At 69.3% G+C, this 20,022-nt stretch carries 19 protein-coding genes; 6 read left to right on the top strand and 13 right to left on the bottom strand.

The window, feature by feature from the left end; translation table 11 throughout:
• Window positions 1–97 precede the first annotated feature (97 nt).
• Both groL and B7P44_RS04360 read right to left on the bottom strand, forming a co-directional pair.
• Window positions 98–1,729, bottom strand: coding sequence for a chaperonin GroEL (groL, locus tag B7P44_RS04365; RefSeq protein WP_084901107.1), 1,632 nt, complete (start codon window positions 1,727–1,729; stop codon window positions 98–100).
• A 46-nt stretch (window positions 1,730–1,775) separates the two neighbouring features.
• Window positions 1,776–2,069: a co-chaperone GroES gene (locus B7P44_RS04360; RefSeq protein ID WP_026044985.1), complete on the bottom strand. Its 294-nt coding sequence runs from the start codon at window positions 2,067–2,069 to the stop codon at window positions 1,776–1,778.
• Between the two features lie 699 nt (window positions 2,070–2,768).
• Here B7P44_RS04360 and B7P44_RS04355 point away from each other — a divergent pair.
• The 6 genes from B7P44_RS04355 to B7P44_RS04330 all read left to right on the top strand — a co-directional run bounded on the left by B7P44_RS04355 (window position 2,769) and on the right by B7P44_RS04330 (window position 10,536).
• Complete coding sequence (locus B7P44_RS04355) at window positions 2,769–4,241, top strand: carbohydrate porin (protein WP_084901105.1); 1,473 nt, start codon at window positions 2,769–2,771, stop codon at window positions 4,239–4,241.
• 87 nt (window positions 4,242–4,328) lie between these two features.
• On the top strand, window positions 4,329–5,462 hold the full coding sequence (locus B7P44_RS04350) for an NHL repeat-containing protein (RefSeq protein ID WP_084901101.1): 1,134 nt from the start codon (window positions 4,329–4,331) through the stop codon (window positions 5,460–5,462).
• Window positions 5,463–5,473: 11 nt separating this feature from the next.
• Complete coding sequence (gene efeB / locus B7P44_RS04345; RefSeq protein ID WP_084906400.1) at window positions 5,474–6,769, top strand: iron uptake transporter deferrochelatase/peroxidase subunit; 1,296 nt, start codon at window positions 5,474–5,476, stop codon at window positions 6,767–6,769.
• A gap of 35 nt (window positions 6,770–6,804) precedes the next feature.
• The gene (locus tag B7P44_RS04340) at window positions 6,805–7,839 is read left to right on the top strand and encodes an iron ABC transporter substrate-binding protein (RefSeq protein ID WP_084901099.1); all 1,035 of its coding nucleotides are present in this window, start codon (window positions 6,805–6,807) and stop codon (window positions 7,837–7,839) included.
• Between the two features lie 2 nt (window positions 7,840–7,841).
• Window positions 7,842–9,449: an ABC transporter permease gene (locus tag B7P44_RS04335; protein WP_084901096.1), complete on the top strand. Its 1,608-nt coding sequence runs from the start codon at window positions 7,842–7,844 to the stop codon at window positions 9,447–9,449.
• 37 nt (window positions 9,450–9,486) lie between these two features.
• Window positions 9,487–10,536, top strand: a complete 1,050-nt coding sequence (locus tag B7P44_RS04330; protein WP_084901094.1) for an ABC transporter ATP-binding protein — start codon at window positions 9,487–9,489, stop codon at window positions 10,534–10,536.
• Between the two features lie 52 nt (window positions 10,537–10,588).
• Here B7P44_RS04330 and flhC read toward each other — a convergent pair whose 3' ends face one another.
• From flhC to B7P44_RS04275, 11 genes are all read right to left on the bottom strand, one after another.
• Window positions 10,589–11,116: a flagellar transcriptional regulator FlhC gene (gene flhC, locus B7P44_RS04325; RefSeq protein WP_084901091.1), complete on the bottom strand. Its 528-nt coding sequence runs from the start codon at window positions 11,114–11,116 to the stop codon at window positions 10,589–10,591.
• A gap of 11 nt (window positions 11,117–11,127) precedes the next feature.
• Window positions 11,128–11,391, bottom strand: coding sequence for a flagellar transcriptional regulator FlhD (flhD, locus tag B7P44_RS04320; RefSeq protein ID WP_407924010.1), 264 nt, complete (start codon window positions 11,389–11,391; stop codon window positions 11,128–11,130).
• A gap of 162 nt (window positions 11,392–11,553) precedes the next feature.
• A complete protein-coding gene (locus tag B7P44_RS35885; protein WP_088511466.1) occupies window positions 11,554–11,694 on the bottom strand; it encodes a hypothetical protein in 141 nt (46 codons plus the stop codon).
• Between the two features lie 355 nt (window positions 11,695–12,049).
• Window positions 12,050–12,598, bottom strand: coding sequence for an SRPBCC family protein (locus tag B7P44_RS04315; protein ID WP_084901086.1), 549 nt, complete (start codon window positions 12,596–12,598; stop codon window positions 12,050–12,052).
• A 15-nt stretch (window positions 12,599–12,613) separates the two neighbouring features.
• Window positions 12,614–13,204: a LolA family protein gene (locus tag B7P44_RS04310; protein ID WP_407924002.1), complete on the bottom strand. Its 591-nt coding sequence runs from the start codon at window positions 13,202–13,204 to the stop codon at window positions 12,614–12,616.
• 41 nt (window positions 13,205–13,245) lie between these two features.
• Entirely contained in the window at window positions 13,246–13,668 is a 423-nt protein-coding gene (locus tag B7P44_RS04305; protein WP_084901080.1) for a cupredoxin domain-containing protein, read from the bottom strand.
• 33 nt (window positions 13,669–13,701) lie between these two features.
• On the bottom strand, window positions 13,702–14,481 hold the full coding sequence (locus B7P44_RS04300; RefSeq protein ID WP_084901078.1) for an anti-sigma factor family protein: 780 nt from the start codon (window positions 14,479–14,481) through the stop codon (window positions 13,702–13,704).
• Window positions 14,481–14,996, bottom strand: a complete 516-nt coding sequence (locus B7P44_RS04295) for a sigma-70 family RNA polymerase sigma factor (protein WP_084901074.1) — start codon at window positions 14,994–14,996, stop codon at window positions 14,481–14,483. Before B7P44_RS04295 ends, B7P44_RS04300 begins: the two co-directional genes overlap by 1 nt.
• Window positions 14,997–15,023: 27 nt before the next feature.
• A complete protein-coding gene (locus B7P44_RS04290; protein WP_084901071.1) occupies window positions 15,024–15,383 on the bottom strand; it encodes a COG4315 family predicted lipoprotein in 360 nt (119 codons plus the stop codon).
• A 332-nt stretch (window positions 15,384–15,715) separates the two neighbouring features.
• Entirely contained in the window at window positions 15,716–18,229 is a 2,514-nt protein-coding gene (locus B7P44_RS04285; protein WP_084901070.1) for a beta strand repeat-containing protein, read from the bottom strand.
• Between the two features lie 509 nt (window positions 18,230–18,738).
• The gene (locus B7P44_RS04275) at window positions 18,739–19,983 is read right to left on the bottom strand and encodes an NAD(P)/FAD-dependent oxidoreductase (RefSeq protein WP_084901065.1); all 1,245 of its coding nucleotides are present in this window, start codon (window positions 19,981–19,983) and stop codon (window positions 18,739–18,741) included.
• Between the last annotated feature and the right edge of the window lie 39 nt (window positions 19,984–20,022).

The following is a 20,022-nucleotide window of genomic DNA, read 5'->3' as shown; positions in this document are numbered from 1 at the left end:
ACGGCACAAACAAAAAAAGACCCGCATCGCTGCGGGTCTTTTTCTTTGGCTGGAACGCGCGTCGCCGCGCGCTCCGGACACCATCGACCGAAGTCGATTACATGTCCATGCCCATGCCGCCCGGCATGCCGCCCGGCATCGGTGCATCTTCCTTCGGCAGTTCCGCGACAGCTGCGTCCGTCGTCAGCAGCAGGCCAGCAACCGACGCTGCGTTCTGCAGTGCGGTGCGCGTGACCTTGGTCGGGTCGACGACGCCGGCTTCAACCATGTCGACGTACTCGCCCGTCGCTGCGTTGTAGCCGTAGTTGCCCTTGCCTGCTGCAACTGCTGCCACGACGACGCTCGCTTCCTCGCCACCGTTCGTGACGATCTGGCGCAGCGGCTCTTCCATTGCGCGCAGCACGATCTTGATGCCGGCGTTCTGGTCGGCGTTCAGGCCGGTCAGGCCTGCGATCGCGGTGCGAGCGCGGATCAGCGCAACGCCGCCGCCTGCCACGATGCCTTCTTCCACAGCTGCGCGCGTTGCGTGCAGTGCGTCTTCGACACGTGCCTTCTTTTCCTTCATTTCGACTTCGGTCGCAGCGCCGACCTTGATCACCGCAACACCGCCGGCCAGCTTGGCCACGCGCTCTTGCAGCTTTTCACGGTCGTAGTCCGACGTCGCTTCTTCGATTTGCGTGCGCACTTGCTTCACGCGCGCTTCGATGTTCACGGCTTCGCCTGCGCCGTCGATGATCGTCGTGTTTTCCTTGCCCACTTCGATGCGCTTCGCCTGGCCCAGTTCTGCCAGCGTTGCCTTCTCGAGCGTCAGGCCGGTTTCTTCCGCGACGACCTGGCCGCCGGTCAGGATCGCGATGTCTTCCAGCATTGCCTTGCGGCGGTCGCCGAAGCCCGGCGCCTTGACCGCAACGGTCTTCAGGATGCCGCGGATGTTGTTGACGACCAGCGTTGCGAGCGCTTCGCCTTCGACGTCTTCAGCGATGATCAGCAGCGGACGGCCTGCCTTCGCGACTTGCTCGAGCACCGGCAGCAGATCACGGATGTTCGACACCTTCTTGTCGTGCAGCAGCACGAACGGGTTGTCGAGGACGGCAACTTGCTTGTCCGGGTTGTTGATGAAGTACGGCGACAGGTAGCCGCGGTCGAATTGCATGCCTTCGACGACGTCCAGCTCGTCGGCCAGCGACTTGCCGTCTTCGACGGTGATCACGCCTTCCTTGCCGACCTTGTCCATCGCTTCAGCGATGCGATCGCCGATCGACGAATCGCTGTTCGCCGAGATCGAGCCGACCTGCGCGATTTCCTTGTTCGTCGTGCACGGCTTGCTGATCTTCTTCAGCTCTTCGACTGCCGCTGCGACTGCCTTGTCGATGCCGCGCTTCAGGTCCATCGGGTTCATGCCCGATGCGACGTACTTCATGCCTTCGCGGACGATCGATTGCGCGAGGACGGTTGCCGTCGTCGTGCCGTCGCCTGCGTTGTCGCTGGTCTTGGAAGCGACTTCCTTGACCATTTGCGCGCCCATGTTCTGGAGCTTGTCCTTCAGCTCGATTTCCTTCGCGACCGACACACCGTCCTTGGTGACCGTCGGGCCGCCGAAGCTGCGCTCGAGCACGACGTTGCGGCCCTTCGGACCCAGCGTGACCTTGACTGCGTTGGCGAGAATGTTCACGCCTTCGACCATCTTCGAACGGGCGGAATCGCCGAATACGACGTCTTTAGCTGCCATCTTCTAACTCCTTGAATTCTTGGGAATATGTGCCGTCGGAGGACGCTTAGTTAGCGTTGACCACGGCCATGATGTCTTCTTCGCGCATGACCAGCAGTTCCTGGCCGTCGACCTTCACGGTCTGGCCTGCGTACTTGCCGAACAGGACGCGATCGCCGACCTTCACGTCGAGCGCGATCGGTGCACCCTTGTCGTCACGCTTGCCCGGGCCGACCGCGAGGATCTCGCCTTGATCCGGCTTTTCAGCAGCGGCTTCGGGGATCACGATGCCCGAGGCGGTCTTGGTTTCCTGATCCAGGCGCTTGACGATCACGCGATCGTGCAAAGGACGAAGGTTCATATTCACTCCTCTCTTGACTGAGATTGAAGAACGCTTAGGGAATCTGCCCGGCACATCGCCCGGCAGAGAATTGTTAGCACTCTCGTGCAGCGAGTGCTAATTATATGGACGGGTTTTGACAAATTCAAGAAGGGGGGAAGCACGATTTTTACGCGCCTCCGAACGCCCCGCCGGGCACCGACAAATCCAGTAAATATTATTTAAAACATCAGCTTACGGGAAAACCACGGGCTCGCCGCGGCATCTCCACACCCGCTTTCCGGCGATCCGCCCCCTGTTTGACACCGGGTAAGCACGGGGTGTTCGAACACGCTGCGCACCCACCCTGCCAACTGCGCGATGACGCGAATTCCGCCGGCCGAACGTCGTCCTTGTCCCGGATCGCGCCGCTCGACGTCCGCCCCCTCCCCGACCACATCCGCCCGCATCTATCGACGCCAATCGCTCCATTCAGTTTCATTACTCAGATATTTACGTTTTCACTGCACGGAAAACGCGCGTCAGGCCCTATCCGTAAGACCGCCAATTACATCCCGTAATATAGATGCGAATCATTCTCGTTTACATTGACTTTATTGTTTGACGCTCCTACGATGCGCCGCGTTGCGTTCATCTTCATGCCCTGGCCACCCGTCGCCGAGCGTTCGGAGAGCGCCGGAAAAGCAGGACTCCAGATCAAATGGAACCAGGGGGTTAGACATGAAGTTTGCATCGTCCAATGGAGACGGCATCCGCGCGCGGATGCGCCCGGCCGCACGCGCGGTCCTCTTCGCCTGCGGCTCGCTCGTCAGCGCCGCCGCGTTCGCCGCCGCGTCCGTCGACGCGCAGCCTGAGGCGCCCGAAGCCGACCTCGCCATCCAGGCCAAGCCGACCGACATGTGGACCGGCGTCTGGACCCGCCAGACCCTGCTCGGCGACATGGGCGGCATCCGCCCGTGGCTCGGCAAGTACGGCGCGACGCTGCTGATCACCGAAACCAGCGAATACCTCGCGAACCTGCGCGGCGGCCTGAACCGCGGCGGCACCTACGACGGCCTGACGACGGCGACGCTGTCGGTCGATACGCAGAAGGCGATCGGCCTGCCGGGCGGCACGTTCAACGTCAGCGCGCTGCAGATCCACGGCCGCAACCTGAGCCAGTACAACCTCGGCACGCTCAACACCGCGAGCGGCATCGAAGCGCAGGACACGACGCGCCTGTGGGAGCTGTGGTACCAGCAGTCGTTCCTCGACAAGCGCGTCGACGTGAAGATCGGCCAGCAGAGCCTCGACCAGGAATTCATGGTCAGCACCTACGCGAACACGTTCATCAACACGATGTTCGGCTGGCCCGCGCTGCCGTCCTACGATCTGCCGAACGGCGGTCCCGCCTACCCGCTCGCCGGGCTCGGCGTGCGGGTGCGCGCGCAACTGACGCCGAAGCTCACCGCGCTCGCGGGCGTATTCGACGGCGATCCGCTCGGCAACAACCCGAACAACCTGAGCGGCACGAACTTCAACCTGCACAACGGCGCGCTCTACATCGGCGAACTGCAGTACGCGCTGAACCAGCCTGCCGAAGGCGAGATGGACACCGGCCATTCGAACGGGCTGCCCGGCACCTACAAGATCGGCGTCTGGTATCACAACGGCCGCTTCGCCGATCAGCGCATTGGCGCCGACGGCCTGTCGCTCGCCGATCCGAACTCCGCCGCGAACGGAAACGGGCAGCAGCACCACGGCAACTACAGCTTCTACGCGGTGGCCGACCAGATGATCTGGCGCCCGGACCCGACCGGCGCGAAGAGCCTCGGCGTGTTCGCGCGCGTGATGGGCGCGCCCGGCGACCGCAACCTCGTCAGCTTCGCGGCGAACGCCGGCATCGTGCTGAAGGCGCCGTTCGAAGGCCGCGACAACGACAGCGTCGGCCTCGCGGTCACGTACATCAAGATCGGCAATCACGTGAGCTCGCTCGACCGCGACCAGCTCGCGTTCTCGAACGGCCCGTACGGTGTGCGCACGCAGGAGACGACGGTCGAAGCGACCTACCAGTACCAGATCAACCCGTGGTGGACGATCGCAGCGGACGCGCAGTACACGTTCAACGCGGGCGCCGGCCAGAACCCGGTCGACCAGACCCAGCCGCTGCGCAACACGTTCGTGCTCGGCGCGCGCACGGTCATCACGTTCTGATCGCCCGCGCGACGCCGCCTACTCCCGTACCCGCCCCGTACCCGTTTTCGCGCGCCGGCTGCCGGCGCGCCTCCCAGGAGACTCCGAATGATCGAATCCGCCCCGCTTCGCCGCTTTGCGACGGGCGCACTCGCCGCGGCCGCGCTCGTCGCCGCCGTGGCCGCGAACGCCGAGCCGCAAGGCTTCCTCGAGACGCTGCACCGCCACGCGACGCTCGTCAACACGGTCCCGGACAACGGAGACCAGAACCCGTACGCGATCGCGGTCGCGCCGGTGACGGCCGGCACGATCCAGGCAGGCGACGTGCTCGTCGACAACTTCAACAACGCCGCGAACCTGCAGGGCACCGGCAGCACGATCGTCAACTATCGCCCGTCGACGAAGCAGTTGAGCCTGTTCGCGTCGATCCCGCGCGACCTGAAGGCGTGCCCGGGCGGCGTCGGCCTGTCGACCGCGATGACGATGCTGAAGTCCGGCTGGGTGATCGTCGGCAGCACGCCGAGCAACGACGGCACGACGAACACCAAGGGCGCCGGCTGCCTGGTCGTGCTCGATCCGCACGGCAACGTCGCGTCGACGTGGTCGACGCCGAACATCAACGACCCGTGGGGCAACATGGCCGTGGTCGACCGCGGCGACAGCGCGACGCTGTTCGTCAGCATGGCCGGCTTCGGCGTCGGCGGCGCCGACGGCAACCCGCCCGTCTACAAGCAGGCGACCGTGCTGCGCATCGACCTCGACGTGCCGGCGGGCAAGCCGCCCGTGATCAAACAGGAAACGGTCGTCGCGAGCGGCCTCGGCGCGCAGGCCGACAAGGGCGTGTTCCTGGTCGGCCCGACCGGCCTCGCGCTGTCCGGCGACCAGAAGAAGCTGTACGTGTCGGACGCGATCGGCAACCGCATCGTCGAGATCGACGACCCGCTCACGCGCGACACCAGCGCGGGCGTCGGCCGCCAGGTCACGGCCGACGGCTTCCTGCGCCGCCCGCTCGCGCTCGCGACCGCGCCGAACGGCCACCTGCTCGCGACCAATGCGCTGAACGGCCAGGTCGTCGAGATCGATCCGGTGGCCGGCAAGCAGCTGTACGCGCGCTGGATCGACACCGACAAGGCGCAAGTGCCCCCCGGCAACGGCGACCTGTTCGGGATCGCGATGACGCCGGCCGGCGACGGCTTCTACTACGTCGAAGACGACGTCAACACGCTGATGCTCGCGAAGTGACGGAGCCGATCATGGCAGACGACCTCACCCAACCTCCGCGCCCCACGCGACGCGGCTTCCTCAAAGCCGGCGGCGCCGCGGTAGCCGCGGGCCTCGCGGCAGCGTCGATGCCCGCCGCGCACGCGGCCGACGCGCCGGCGCCGAACGCGGCCGCGCACGACGACGTCGAGCCGTTCTACGGCAAGCACCAGGGCGGCATCACGACGCCGCAGCAGCGCCACGCGTATTTCGCGGCGCTCGACCTGACGACCGCGAAGCGCGCCGACGTGATCGCGCTCCTGAAGACCTGGACCGACGCGGCCGCGCGCATGACGCGCGGCGAGACCGCGCAGCCGCTCGTGACGGCGGGCGGCGACGATGCGGCGCCGGTCGACGGCGGCGACGCGCTCGGCCTCGGCCCCGCGCGGCTCACGATCACGTTCGGCTTCGGCCCCGGCATGTTCACGCTCGCCGGCAAGGACCGCTACGGCCTCGCGAAGCGCCGCCCCGCCGCGCTCGTCGACCTGCCGCGTTTCAACGGCGACCAGCTGCTGCCCGAGAAGACCGGCGGCGACCTGTTCATCCAGGCCTGCGCGGACGACGCACAGGTCGCGTTCCACGCGGTGCGCCAGCTCGTGCGCCTCGGCGCGAGCGCCGCGCAGATGCGCTGGGGCCAGGCCGGCTTCACGTCCGGCAAGCCCGGCGAGACGCCGCGCAGCCTGATGGGCTTCAAGGACGGCACGATGAACCCGTCGATGTCCGATCCGGCCGCGATGAACGAATTCGTGTGGGCCGGCGGCGAAGGCCCCGCGTGGATGAACGGCGGCACCTACACGGTCGTGCGCCGCATCCGCATCACGCTCGAGCACTGGGACAACACCGAGCTCGGCTTCCAGGAGCAGGTGGTCGGCCGCCACAAGTACAGTGGCGCGCCGCTCGGCCAGAAGCACGAGTTCGAGCCGCTCGATCTCGACGCGGTCGACAAGGACGGCAATGCCGTCATCCCCGACAACTCGCACGCGCGCCTCGCATCGCCGCAGCTGAACAACGGCGCGCAGATCCTGCGCCGCGCGTACTCGTACAACGACAGCACCAACTTCTACATCGAGCGCTGGCCGCCGTGGCGCCAGCAGACCGAGTACGACGCGGGGCTGATGTTCGTCGCGCACCAGCGCGACCCGCGCAAGGGCTTCATCCCGATCAACGAGAAGCTCGCGAAGCTGGACATCATGAACCAGTTCACCACGCACGTCGGCAGCGCGATCTTCGCGTGCCCGCCGGGCGCGCAGCCGGGTTCGTTCATCGGCGCCGCGCTGTTCGACGCATGAGCGGGCCTTCCCGGATCCACCACCCGATTACCGACATGAAGACTTCCACCCTCAGCCGCCCGATGCGGCACCTCGTCGCCGCGGCCGCCGCCGCGCTGATGCTCACGGGCGCGCTGCACATGACGCCCGCGCATGCCGCCACGCTCACGCTGTATAACGCGCAGCACGAGCAGGTCGTCAACCAGCTCGTCAAGGACTTCGAAGCACAGAGCGGCATCAGCGTGAAGGTGCGCTCGGGCGAAGGCCCGGCGCTCGCCGCGCAGCTCGTCGCCGAAGGCGACCGCACGCCGGCCGATGTGTATTTCACCGAGAACTCGCCCGAGCTCGTGCTGCTCGACCACAAGGGCCTGCTCGCGAAAGTCGACGCCGATGCGCTGAAGGCCGTGCCCGCGCGCTTCAACGCGACCGACGGCAACTGGCAGGGCGTGCTCGCGCGCGAGAGCGTGCTGATCTACAACACGGCCAAGCTCCAGCCGCCGCAGCTGCCCGCGTCGCTGCTCGATCTGGCGAAGCCGGAATGGAAGGGCAAGGTCGGCGTCGCGCCGAGCGACGCCGACTTCCTGCCGCTCGTGAGCGCGGTGCTCGCGCTGCACGGCGAAGCCGCGACGCTGCAATGGCTGAAAGGCCTGAAGACCAACGCGCAGATCTTCGACGACGAGGAAGGCGTGACGGCGGCCGTCAACCGGGGCGGCGTCGTCACCGGCATCGTCAACAACTACTACTGGGCGCGCCTGCATGCCGAGCTCGGCGACAAGTCGACGAAGAGCGCCGTGCATCACTTCGCACACGGCGACGTCGGCGGCGTCGTCAACGTGTCGGGCGCCGCGGTGCTGAAGGCGTCGAAGCATGCGGCCGACGCGCAGAAGTTCGTTGCATATCTCGTCAGCGAGCGCGCGCAGAAGCTGATGGCGACGAGCCACGTCAGCTTCGAGTATCCGTTGCACCCGGGCGTCGCGCCCGACCCGATCCTCAAGCCGATCAACGAGCTGAGCCCGCCGTCGCTGTCGTTCGAGCAGCTCGGCGACGACAGCCAGGCCGGCAAGCTGCTGCGCCAGGCCGGCCTGCTCTGAGCATGCACGACGCCGTTCCCGGCACGCCCACCGTCGCCGCCGTCCCGCCCGGCGCCGGCCGCGGCGCGGCACGGCGGCGCGCGCCGCGCGCGCTCGTCGCGGCCGCGCTGCTCGGGCCGCTCGCGATCCTGCTGCCGATCGGCTTCACGCTGTATCGCGCGGCGACGCTCGGCGCGCAGGATGCGCTCGACCTGCTGTGGCGGCCGCTCGTCGGCGAACTGCTCGTCAATACGCTGCTGATCACGCTCGCGGCAACGCTCGCCTGCGCGGTGCTCGGCACGGCCGTCGCGTGGTGCGTCGAGCGCACGACGCTGCCGCTGCGGCCGCTGTGGGCCGCGCTCGCCGCCGCGCCGCTCGCGGTGCCGCCGTTCGTCACGAGCTATGCGTGGGTGTCGATCAGCCTCGACCTGCAGGACTTCGTCGGCGCGCTGATCGTGCTGAGCTCCGCGTACTTTCCGCTCGTCTACCTGCCGGTCGCCGCCGCGCTGCGCGAACTCGATCCCGCGCTCGAGGAAAGCGCGCGCACGCTCGGCTGCTCGCCGCGGCAGATCTTCGTGCGGGTCGTGCTGCCGCAACTGCGCCCGGCGCTCTACGGCGGCATGCTGCTCGTCGCGCTCGGCGTGCTGTCCGAATTCGGCGCGTTCATGCTGCTGCGCTTTCGCACGTTCACGACCGAGATCTACGCCGAATACCGCACGTCGTTCGACGGCGGCGGCGCATCGCTGTTCGGCTGCGTGCTGATCGCGCTGTGCCTCGTCTGCGTGGTGATCGAAGCGCGCGTGCGCGGCCGCGCGCGCTACGGGCTCACGCATCGCGCGGCGCGCCGCGCCGCGCTGCGCTACGAGCTCGGCGCGTGGCGCGGCGTCGCCGTCGCGGGCTTCGTCGCGCTCACGGCCGCGACGCTCGGCGTGCCGCTCGCGACGATCGGCTACTGGCTCACGCAGCAAGGCGCCGCCGCGGTGACGCCGGCCGACGTGTCGCCCGCGCTGCTGTGGCACGCGTCGCTCGCCTCCGCCGGCTACGGTCTCGCGGGCGCCGCGCTGACGACGCTGCTGGCGCTGCCGATCGCGTTCCTGCTGGCGCGCTTTCCGGGCCGCGTCGCCACGGCGTTCGAACGCATCGCGATGACCGCGCAGGGCGTGCCGGGCATCGTGATCGCGCTCGCGCTGGTCTCGCTGACGGTGCGGCTCGCCGAGCCGCTGTACCAGAGCGCGCCGATGCTGGTCGGCGCGTACGCGATCCTGTTCCTGCCGCTCGCCGTCGTCAGCGTGCGCGCGGCGTTCCTGCACGTGCAGCAGCAGCTCGAGGAAACCGCGCGCGCGCTCGGCCTCGGCTGGCGGCAGACCTTCTCGCGCGTCGTGCTGCCGCTCGTCGCGCCGGGGCTCGGCGCGGCCGCGACGATGGTGTTCATCTCGATCGTCACCGAACTGAACGCGACGCTGCTGCTGTCGCCGACCGGCACGCGCACGCTCGCGACGCAGGTGTGGAGCGACACGTCGCAGCTCGCGTTCGCGGCCGCCGCGCCGTATGCCGCGCTGCTCGTCGCGCTGTCGCTCGGCGCGTCCGTCGTCCTGTTCCTGCTGCTCGGCCGGGCCTCCGTGCGCGCGTGAGCCGCCGCCCGCCCGACTTTCCCTACCCGATCCCGTCATGAGCGAACTCCGAATCCGCGGCCTCTCCAAGTCCTTCGGCACGCACGCGGTGCTGCACGACATCGACCTGACGGTGCGGCGCGGCACACTCGTCGCGCTGCTCGGCCCGTCCGGCAGCGGCAAGACCACGCTGCTGCGCATCCTGTGCGGGTTCGAGCGCGCGGACCGCGGCACGGTCGACATCGACGGCCGCTGCGTCGCGGCGGCCGATACGCACGTCGCGCCCGAGCGGCGGCGCATCGGCTACGTGCCGCAGGAAGGCGCGCTGTTTCCGCACCTGACGGTCGCCGACAACATCGCCTTCGGGCTGCCGCGCGCGGCGCGACGCGCGCAGCGGCGGGTCGGCGAACTGCTCGAGATGGTCGGCCTGCCGGCGTCGTATGCGAGCCGCGCGCCGCAGCAGCTGTCCGGCGGCCAGCAGCAGCGCGTCGCGCTCGCGCGCGCGCTGGCGCCCGAGCCATCGCTCGTGATCCTCGACGAGCCGTTCTCCGCGCTCGACACGTCGCTGCGGCACGAGACGCGCAGCGCGGTTGCCGCAGCGCTCGCCGCGGCCGGCGCGACGTCGGTGCTGGTCACGCACGACCAGCCCGAGGCGATGACGCTCGGCGACGAAGTCGCGGTGCTGTGGCAAGGGCGCCTCGTGCAGACGGCCGCCCCGCAGACGCTCTACCGGCAGCCCGTCACGCGCGACGTCGCGTCGTTCGTCGGCCAGGCCGTGCTGCTGGCGGGACAGGTGCGCGACGGCCGCATCGCATGCGCGCTCGGCGATCTGCCGCTCGTCGCGCCGCTGCCGGACGGCCCGGCCGATGCGATGCTGCGCCCCGAGCAGATCCACGTCGTGCCCGCGGCGCTTGCCGACGCCGCGCGCAGCCATCCGGCGCAGGTCGAATCCGCGCAGTTCGCGGGGCAGGACGCCGACGTGTTCGCGCGCCTCGCGGCCGCGCCCGGCACACTCGTGCGCGCGCGCGTGCCGGGTCATCGCTGTCCGGCCGTCGGCGAGCGCGTCGCGCTTGCGGTCGACGGCGCGGTGATGGCGTACGCGCGCTGAAATTCTCGGCGCCGGGCGCCGCACGTCACATGCACACCCGCGTGCGGATCATTCAGTGCATTGCCTGCTGCGCCTTCTTGCCCGCCCGCGGCGGCGGCTGGCAGATCGCGCACGCCTTGCGTCCGTGCAGCTCGAACTTGTGCCCGATGAACCTGCCGCCGCAGCGCGGGCACGGCGTCATCTGCAGGATCCCGCCGTTGAAGAAGCGCACGAGCGTCCACGCGCGCGTCAGGTCGAGCTGCACGTCCATGCCCGCATGCGTGCAGTGCTCGCGATACAGCCGGTAGCCCTTCGTCAGCGCGTCGAGGTGCGAGCAGCACGCCTCGTCCTTGAGAAACAGGTAGGTGTTGTAGAACAGCGATGCGTGGATGTTCGCCTGCCACGTCATGTACCAGTCGGCCGACGAAGGCAGCATGCCCTTCGGCGGCGACGCCCCTTTCACTTCGCGGTAGAGCCGGATCAGGCGCTCGCGCGACAGCGTGAGCTCGGATTCGAGCAGCTGCATGCGCGCGCCGAGCGCGATCAGGTCGACCGCGCGCGACACTTCGCGCGCGTATTCGATGAGGCTCGCCTTCGACATGACTGCCCCCGTTACACGAACTGCGCGGCCGGCTGGCCCGCCAGCAGGATCGCCGCATGCGTGTGCGCGACGTCGGCATGCATCGGCGAGCCCGCGAGCGCGGACAGCATTGCGTGATCGCCGAACCGGAAGCCGCACAGCAGCTGGTCGCAGGCCGCGAGGCGCGTCGTCTGCGCGAGCGTCAGCGTCGACAGCAGGTCGGCGAGCGGCGCCGACAGGCCGAGCCGGAACATGCCCGCCTCGCGATCGTCGTGCAGCAGGCGTTGCGCGAGCATCAGGTAAGACAGGTTGATGTCCCGAATCGAATTCAGCGTCTCGTTGTTATGGTTCACGTCTCTCTCCGTTGCGGCGGGGCCGCCGCATGTGGCCGGCACACGTCCCCGGCCGGCTGTTTTTTTCTTCGCCTCCATCGGCGCGCCGCCTGGCGCGCCCGGCGTTCAGCATCCGCCGCGCACGTCCGGCACGCCCTCGGCGATGAGGCTCTTCGCCAGTTCGCGTAAAAGGTGCTCGGTCAACGCGCCGGCGCCGCTCTGGGCGAGGCGTTGCAATTCGATCAGGTCCTGGGCTGCGCGGCTCATGATGGTCTCCGTGTGGTTTTGTATACGGAATGTCAAGCTGCTGGTTCGACAAGAAGGAAACCAGCCACTCAAGCCTCATGCAGCGTTCGATCGCTAAACCGGGCACGGAGGCGTCCATCGTGGGGGTATCGGCACCCGCCTCGGAGCGGGTTCGGTCACGTCGGACGAAAAACGGAATGCGTTTGTTGTGAGGAGAGTATCGGCAACGGCAGGCGGGAATCAAATCATCTGATGCTGATCTTCACGTCATATTTTCGCGGGCCTGCACGTCATATTTTTGCCGGCCATCGTGTAGGGATTCGCCGACACGGCCGGCGCGCCGCCGACAGACGCGCGCGCCGCTGCCGGCCCCGCGTCAGCCGCGGCCCGCGGGCCCGCCCTGCAGGTCCGCACAGCACGCGCGGCACGCGTCGGCGACCGGCGCGAACGACCGGCCGTCCGCCTCGACGCAGGCGCCGAGCAGCCGCGCGAGCCCGCGCGCGCCTTCGCGCATCACGACGTCGTGATTCCATCTGAACAGCGGACGGGCCAGCGGCGCGAGCCAGTTCATCCAGCGCACGCGCGTGCGGATATGCCAGTCATAGCGAACGACCGTGCGCTCGGCGTCGCCGACGAACGACCAGCGGCCGTCGCCCTCGACCGCGCCGCTCGCGCGGCCCTCGAGCACGCGCATCGGCTCGACGCGCAGCACGCGCATGTCGAAGCTCAGCCGGTACGGCAGCGCGCCCTTCCACGTGTACCGGTGCAGCGCGCCGACGCCGTGCGGGTCGCCGCGCTCGACCTCGACGGTGCGCTCCGATCCCTTCCACCAGTCCGGCCACATGTCGGCCTGGTAGATCGCGTTCCAGACCGCCGCCAACGGCGCGTCCACCCGCCACGTCGTCGAGAACCGGTACTCAGCCATGCCGCCTCCGGCATATCAGGGTTCGAAGAAGTGATCGGGGAATGCAACGTCGATCTCGACGTCGTCGAGCGTAACGGTCTCGAGCGGGCGGTCGTCGTCGTCCGCGAAGCTGACCACCTTCAGCGGAAAACCGTCCTCGGTGTCGAGCCACAGCTGGTAGCGATGCACGCCCGCCACCGCATGCGCGGGTGCGCCGGTGACGCTGACGCGCAACGCGGTCCGGCCGCCGACCGGCTCTTCGCCCTGCACCACGGTCAGGCCGCCTTCCTGCAGCGCGCGCACGTTGCGCAACAGCTCGCCGACATCGGACTGGTCGACCCGGTGGCCGCTCGGGTCGCGCACGAGCGGATTGGTCGGCGCCAGCGACAGCGCCGGCGGCAGGTGCGCGCCGAACGGCCGCACCCGCACCTTGCGGCTGACCGGATCGTAGACCAGCACCGCGCCATGATGCGGCGCAACGAAATCCATCCGGATGTAGCCGGGCTTCCGGTACGCGTAGTGGATCTCGGTGTGCTCGCCCTGCCGCGGCCACGAACGGATCGTCGCCCGGTACGAGCTCGCCTGCTCGAAGTGCGTCTGCGCGACGGTCACGGGATCTGCGGTCATGCTCGCTCCAAGCAACGCGGCGGCGGCCAGCCATTCGGCAATCACGGCGCCCCCTCGACCTCCAGCACGCCCTCCATGCCGCGGTCGCGATGGCTCTTGAAGAACAGCAGCCGATGCGTGCAATAGTAGGCGAAGCGGCCCGCCTGCGTCGGCGTGAAGCGGAAGGTTCTCGGCGTGGTCGACAACTCGGTGCGCAGCGCGATGCCGGCCTGCGGCGCATCGATCGCGAAGCTGTGCGGCGTCAGCCCGGCCTCCTTCGACACCGTCAGCTCGACCGGGACGCGGGCCTTCACGATCACGTGGCTCGGGCGAAAGAAGTAGCTGCCGCCGACGATCGCGACCCGCTGCACCCCGTCGGCGTCCACCGGCACGCGCACCGGCGCATCGTCAGCGGCGCGCGCGGCGCCCATGCTGGCGGCACCGGCCGCCAGCGCGAACAACAGAATCCGGGCCGTTCGCCACATCGCATCCTCCGTTTCCGCGCGGGTCGCGGCTCGTCAACCCTTCCACGCGTCGGTCGAGCCGCCGAGCGCGCCGCACGCTTCCATCGCGATCTCGCGCAGGCGGCGCTCGTCGCCGCGGCCGGACAGCGCATAGCCCATCCCGCGATCCGACCAGAAGTAGGTGCGGCGGCCGTCTTCGACGAGCGCACGCGGCGCCACGCTGCGCCCGCCGAAGACGGTCGCGTACAGCGTCACGCGCTCGCCGTCCGCGCGCTGGTACATGAACTGCGCGGCCGGCCCCGATACGCCCGGCAGCAGCCGCCCGCCGATCAGCGTGTAACCGTATTCGACGAGCGACGGCGCGCGAACCGGCTGGCCGACGCGTTCCGACAGCCACGCCGCGAGCCGCTCCGGCTCGCTCGCGCCGATTTCGACCGGGTGCTGGAGATCGATCGCGTACACCGCGTACGCGACGTCCGCGCGCGCGGCAAACGCCGGCGTTCCGCCGAACGCCGTCCATCCGGCATGCAGCGCGAGGCCGAGCAGCAGCCCGGCCGCGAGCCCGCCGAGACCGGCCGCGACACCGCGCCGCCACGAGGCGCGGCGCTGCACGAACAGCACCGGCGCGGCGCCGGGCAGCGGGAACAGCGCCTGCAGCGCGGCGCGCTGCGCGCGGTAATGCGCGAATCGTTCGGCATCCTCGTGATTCGCCTGCAGGCGTTCGAGCACCTCGCGCCGCTCCGGCCCGGACAGCTCGCCGTCCAGCAGCGCGGACAGCAGCCGGGCCGACGCATCCGCGTCGCGTTCGTTCGAGGGCTTTTGCGAATCGTCCATCATGCCTTCCTGATCACCCGTAGCGCGGCGGGCTGGCTCGCCGACGCGTCATCCGACAGCAGCGCGCGCATGTGCTCGCGCGCCCGCGCGAGCCGCGACATCACGGTGCCCACCGGCACCGCCAGCACCTGCGCGGCCTCCTGGTAGCTCAACTCCTCGAGCGCCACCAGCAGCAGCACCTCGCGCTGCTCGACGGGCAGCCGGTACAGTGCGCGCTGCACGTCGCGCAGCAAGAGCCCGCTGATCTCGCCCGCGGGCGCGGCCATCGTCTGCCACGGCGCGGTCGCGTCATCGACCGCGATCTCGCGCCGCGCGCGCAGCTGGTCGATGAAGCGGTGACGCAGCAGCGTCAGCAGCCACGCGCACAGGTTGCCGTCGACGCGCGGCGGCTTGTTCAGCGCGCGCTCGAGCGTGTCCTGCACGAGGTCGTCGGCCCAGGCCGGGTCGCCGGTCAGCGCACGCGCGTACCGCGTCAGGCGCGGCAGCCACACCAGCAGGTCCGATTCGTAGCTCATGCGGACGCCTCGCGCAGGGTCGCGCCGTCACGGCCGCGCAACGTGCCACATGCCGCCCATCCCGTCGCCGCCCGCGTCGCCCGGCTTGCCGTCCATCTTCCAGCGATACAGCGGGTGTCCCTTGTACGCCCATTGGCTCTTGCCGTCGTCGCGCTTGACGAGGCTCCATGCGCCCGACGCCTTGTCGTAGGCATCGGCGAGCGCCGGCGGCCAGTTGGCCGTGCATGCGCTGTCGCACCGGCTCTTGCCCGGCGCGTCGTGATCGAACGTGTACAGCGTCATCCGATCCTCGTCGACCAGCTTCCCGCCGCTGACCTGCGGCAGCTCTGCGGCGGCGGGCAACGCCGCCCCGATCGTCAGCGCGGCGACGAGCAGCATCCGTTTCATTCCCGTTCTCCTTCGCATGGCATCGCGACGCACGCGGCGGCGCCGGGCGCGGACGCGGCCGTCTCGAAACGGGAGAATCGACGCCATCGTGAAAATTATCCCGCTATGCGGCCGCGCCGTGAGTCAGTAGATAAACGGACGAGCGCGGGCGGTTATTCCATCCAGAACCGATAAATGCGTGGAAACGGCGACTGACGGGAGGGTTCGCGGGGGGCTCGGACGGGGTCGAATGAAAAAGGCGGCATGACAGCGATGTCATGCCGCCCTGCGCGGTCATCGACGACCGTCGTCGGGCAGCAGCGACGCGCGCCGCTGCCCGGGGTCCGGCCGCGTTACCTCGGCAGCGCGCCCGTCAGCGTCGTCAGCAGCGACGACACCGGTCCGAGCGGGTTGTTCGCCGAGCCGCCGCCCGTGTGCGGCGTGACCGACACGCCCGGCGTCGAGCCGAGCGCCGTGCCCACGGCGGTGCCGACCGAGTTGACGACCGTGGCCGTCGCGGTCGCGCCGGTCGTCAGCGCCGAGCCGGCCGCGCCCGCCGTGCTGCCGGCCGCGCCTGCGCCCGCGCCCATCAGGCTGCCGCCCGCCGCTGCCGTCGAACCCGCCGCGCCCGCGAGCGCGCCGCCCGCCTGCGACAGTGCCGCCGGACCGTTCGCGAGTGCGCCCGTCAGCGTGCCCGCCGCTTGCGACAGCGGTGCGCCCGCGTTGCCCAGCGCGCCCGTTACCGTGCCGAGCCCACCGGTCAGCGCGCCGGCCGGATTGCTGCCGCCGGTCAGGCCGTTCACGAGATTCGTGATCGGCGCGATCGGGCTGCCGCCGGCCGCGCCGGACAGCGTGTTGACGACCTGGGTCACCGCGGCCTGAACCGGGGCCAGCGGGTTCGCGCCGCCGCCGACGTTGCCCAGCGCGCCGGTCAGCGAGTTCGCTGCACCCGTCAGCGCCGCAGCCGGGTTGCCGCCGCCGAACGTGCCCACGACCTGGTTCAGCACGCCCTGCACCGACGCCAGCGGGTTGGCGCCGCCGCCGACGTTGCCCAGCGCGCCGGTCAGCGAATTCACCGCGTTGCCGAGTGCGCCCGTCGCCGTGCTGACGGCGTTGCTCAGCGCGCCGGCCGGGTTGCCGCCGGTCGGCAGCGCGTTCTGCAGCCCGTTGACGAGGTTCGTGATCGGCGCGATCGGGCTGCCGCCGGCCGCGCCGGACAGCGTGTTGACGACCTGCGTCACCGCGCCTTGCACCGGTGCCAGGGGATTGGAGCCGCCGAGGTTGCCGAGCGCGCCGGTCAGCGAGTTCACGGCGTTGCCGAGCGCGGCTGCCGGATCGTTGCCGCCGAGCGTGCCGGCCAGCTGCGTCACCGCACCCTGGACCGGCGCCAGCGGGTTGGCGCCGCCGCCGGCGTTGCCCAGCGCGCCGGTGATCGTGTTCACCGCGTTGCTGAGCGCACCGGCCGGGTTGCCGCTGCCGAGCGTGCCGGCGACCTGGTTCACCGCGCCTTGCACCGGGGCGAGCGGATTCGCGCCGCCACCGGTCTGGCCCGCGATCGCGTTCACCGCGTTGACGAGTGCGTCCGCCGGGTTGCCGTTGCCGAGCGTGCCGACGACCTGATTCACTGCGCCCTGTACCGGCGCCAGCGGGTTCGTGCCGCCGCCCACGTTGCCCAGTGCGCCCGTGATCGTACCGACCGCGTTGCTCAGCGCGCCCGCCGGGTTGTTGCTGCCCAGCGTGCCCACGACCTGATTCACCGCCCCTTGCACCGGCGCCAGCGGGTTCGCGCCTCCGCCTACGTTACCCAGTGCGCCCGTGATCGTGCCGACCGCGTTGCTCAGCGCGCCCGCCGGGTTGTTGCTGCCCAGCATGCTCACGACCTGATTCACTGCGCCTTGCACCGGAGCCAACGGGTTCGCGCCACCGCCTACGTTACCCAGTGCGCCCGTGATCGTGCCGACCGCGTTGCTCAGCGCGCCGGGCGGGTTGTTGCTGCCCAGCATGCTCACGACCTGATTCACTGCGCCTTGCACCGGAGCCAACAGGTTCGCGCCACCGCCTACGTTACCCAGTGCGCCCGTGATCGTGCCGACCGCGTTGCTCAGCGCGCCCGCCGGGTTGTTGCTGCCCAGCGTGCTCACGACCTGATTCACCGTGCCTTGACCCGGCGCCAGCAGGTTCGAACCGCCACCAACGTTGCCCAGCGCGCCCGTGATCGTGTCGACCGCGCCACTCAGCGCGCCAGCCGGGTTGTTGCTGCCCAGCGTACCCACGACCTGATTCACCGCGCCCTGCACCGGAGCCAACGGATTCGAACCACCGCCGACATTACCCAGTGCGCCCGTGATCGTGCCAACCGCGCCGCTCAACGCGCCGGTCGGGTTGTTGCTGCCCAGCGTGCTCACGGCCTGATTCACTGCGCCCTGTACCGGCACCAGCGGGTTCGAACCACCGCCAACGGTGCCCAGCGCACCCGTGACCGTACCAACCGCTCCGCTCAGCGCACCAGCCGGATTGTTGCTCCCCAGCGTGCCCACGACCTGATTCACCGCGCCCTGCACCGGCGCAAGCGGATTCATCGCACCGCCACCACCGAGCGCTCCCGTCACGGTATTCACCGCGCCGGCGGGATCACCGAGCGACGTCTGAATGGCGCCCGACCCGGACGCGGTCACGCTGATCGATCCCAGCGGCGTCGTACCCGCCGCGGTGATGCTCGCCGACACGCCGTTCGACGGCGGATTGACGATCACCTGCGGAATCGACAGCACATCGAGCGACCCGGCTGCCGCGGACCCCGATGCCAGTACCCCGAACGCCGTCGCAACCGACAGCGCCGCACCCGTCAATTTAAAGTTTTTTCCCATCGTAACCTCGTCTCGGTTGGCACTACGTTGATGAAGCACCGGGACGGGTTGCACGAAGCATGCCATCGGGAAAATCAGGTTTTCATTTCTCGCTTACTGCATTTCAATCACGATCCGCCAATTGATTTCATTACGGAAAATTCCATACGCCCGTTTAATAATATGAAGAAACAGACGCCGTGGATTCGGATGTAACGTAACGTTTGCGAGGCTTGGGGTAACGTGTTCCGGTACATGCCGAATGTCTCCGGAACATCGCCGCTCATGGCGTCGGCATGTCAATCGGATTGACTGGCCATCGCCCATTTCGCACATATGAAAATGCCTTGAAAAATCGCCGGTCATGCCGAATCGTTTATTACTATTACGCGGCATCTTTCCGGCGAATTACGCAGACCATTGAAAATCGCGCAAGTATCGATATCGACGACAGCCGAATGAAAAACTGTGTCGGCGCAAGCGCGAGCGCCGACCGCCAAGGCCGGCGGCCGGCCGCGCATCCGGCCCGCTCAGCCGAAGCGCGCCGGGCGATACGGATCGGGATCGATGTAGGTCGGCGCGCCCGTCATCATCTCGGCGAGCAGGCGGCCGGTCGCGGGGCCGAGCGTCAGCCCGTGGTGGCAATGGCCGAACGCGAACCACAGGCCCGGGTGCCGCGGCGCCGGCCCGATCACCGGGCGCATGTCGGGCGTGCAAGGCCGCATCCCGAGCCACGGCGCGGGATCGAGCCGCTCGCCGATGCCGAACGCGTCGCGCGCAAGCGGCTCGGCGCGCGCGAGCTGGATGCCGGTCGGCGGCGCGCCGCGCAGCGCGATCTCGACGCCGGTCGTGAGCCGCAGGCGGCCGCCGTCCATCGGCGCGACGACGAAGCCTTCCTCGGTGTCGCAGACGGGCACGGCGAGCGGCACGCGCGTCGGCCGGTAATGCATGTGATAGCCGCGCTTCGCGCGCAGCGGAATCCGGTAGCCGAGCGGCGCAAACACCTGGTCGGACCACGGGCCGAGCGCGAGCACCACCGAGCGGGCCGCGATCCGCCCATGCGCGGTGTCGACGCTCCAGCCGTCGCGTTCCTGCGCAAGCGTGGTCGCGTCGCCGAGCACGAACGCGCCGCCTTCGCGCTCGAACAGCCGCGCATACGCCTTCGTCAATCCGCCCGGATTCGACACGGTCTTCGGGTCCTGCCAGTGGAACGCGCCGCAAAACGCATCGCCGACACCCGGCTCCCGGTCGCGCAACGCGCGGGCGTCGAGCACGGTCATCCGCAGGCCGTGTTCGTCCGCGATGCGCCGTTGCGCGCGCACCTCCGCGTCGAACAGCGCGGGCGAACGGAACGCCTCGATCCAGCCGCCGTCGTGCACGAGCGGCTGCGCGTCGGTGCGCGCGAGCAGCGCGTCGTGCTCGGCGACGCTCGCGGCGACGAGCGGCAGCATGTCGCGCGCGGCGGCCGCGAGCCGATCGGGCGACGACTCCCGCCAGAAGCGTGCGAGCCAGCCCGCATACGCGGGCAGCGCCTTGTAGTCCCAGTAGAGATCGACCGAGCGGTTGCGCAGGTAGCGCAGCAACGTGCCGAGCTTGCGCGGGAACGCATACGGCACGACCGACGAACGTTCGATCAGCCCCGCGTTGCCGTGGCTCGTTTCCTCGCCCGGCGCGCGCCGGTCGACGAGCGCGACGCGCAGGCCGCGATCCTGCAGGTGCAGCGCCGACGACACGCCGACGATGCCGGCCCCCAGGACGATGACGTCGAAATCCATGCTTCCTCGCACTGCGTCGAGATTCGGTGCGACGCGCGC

The sequence above is a fragment of the Burkholderia ubonensis subsp. mesacidophila genome (assembly GCF_002097715.1).
Classification (GTDB): domain Bacteria; phylum Pseudomonadota; class Gammaproteobacteria; order Burkholderiales; family Burkholderiaceae; genus Burkholderia; species Burkholderia mesacidophila.
Note: the sequence above shows the minus strand (reverse complement) of the source record. Positions and strands in the feature narration are given on the sequence as shown.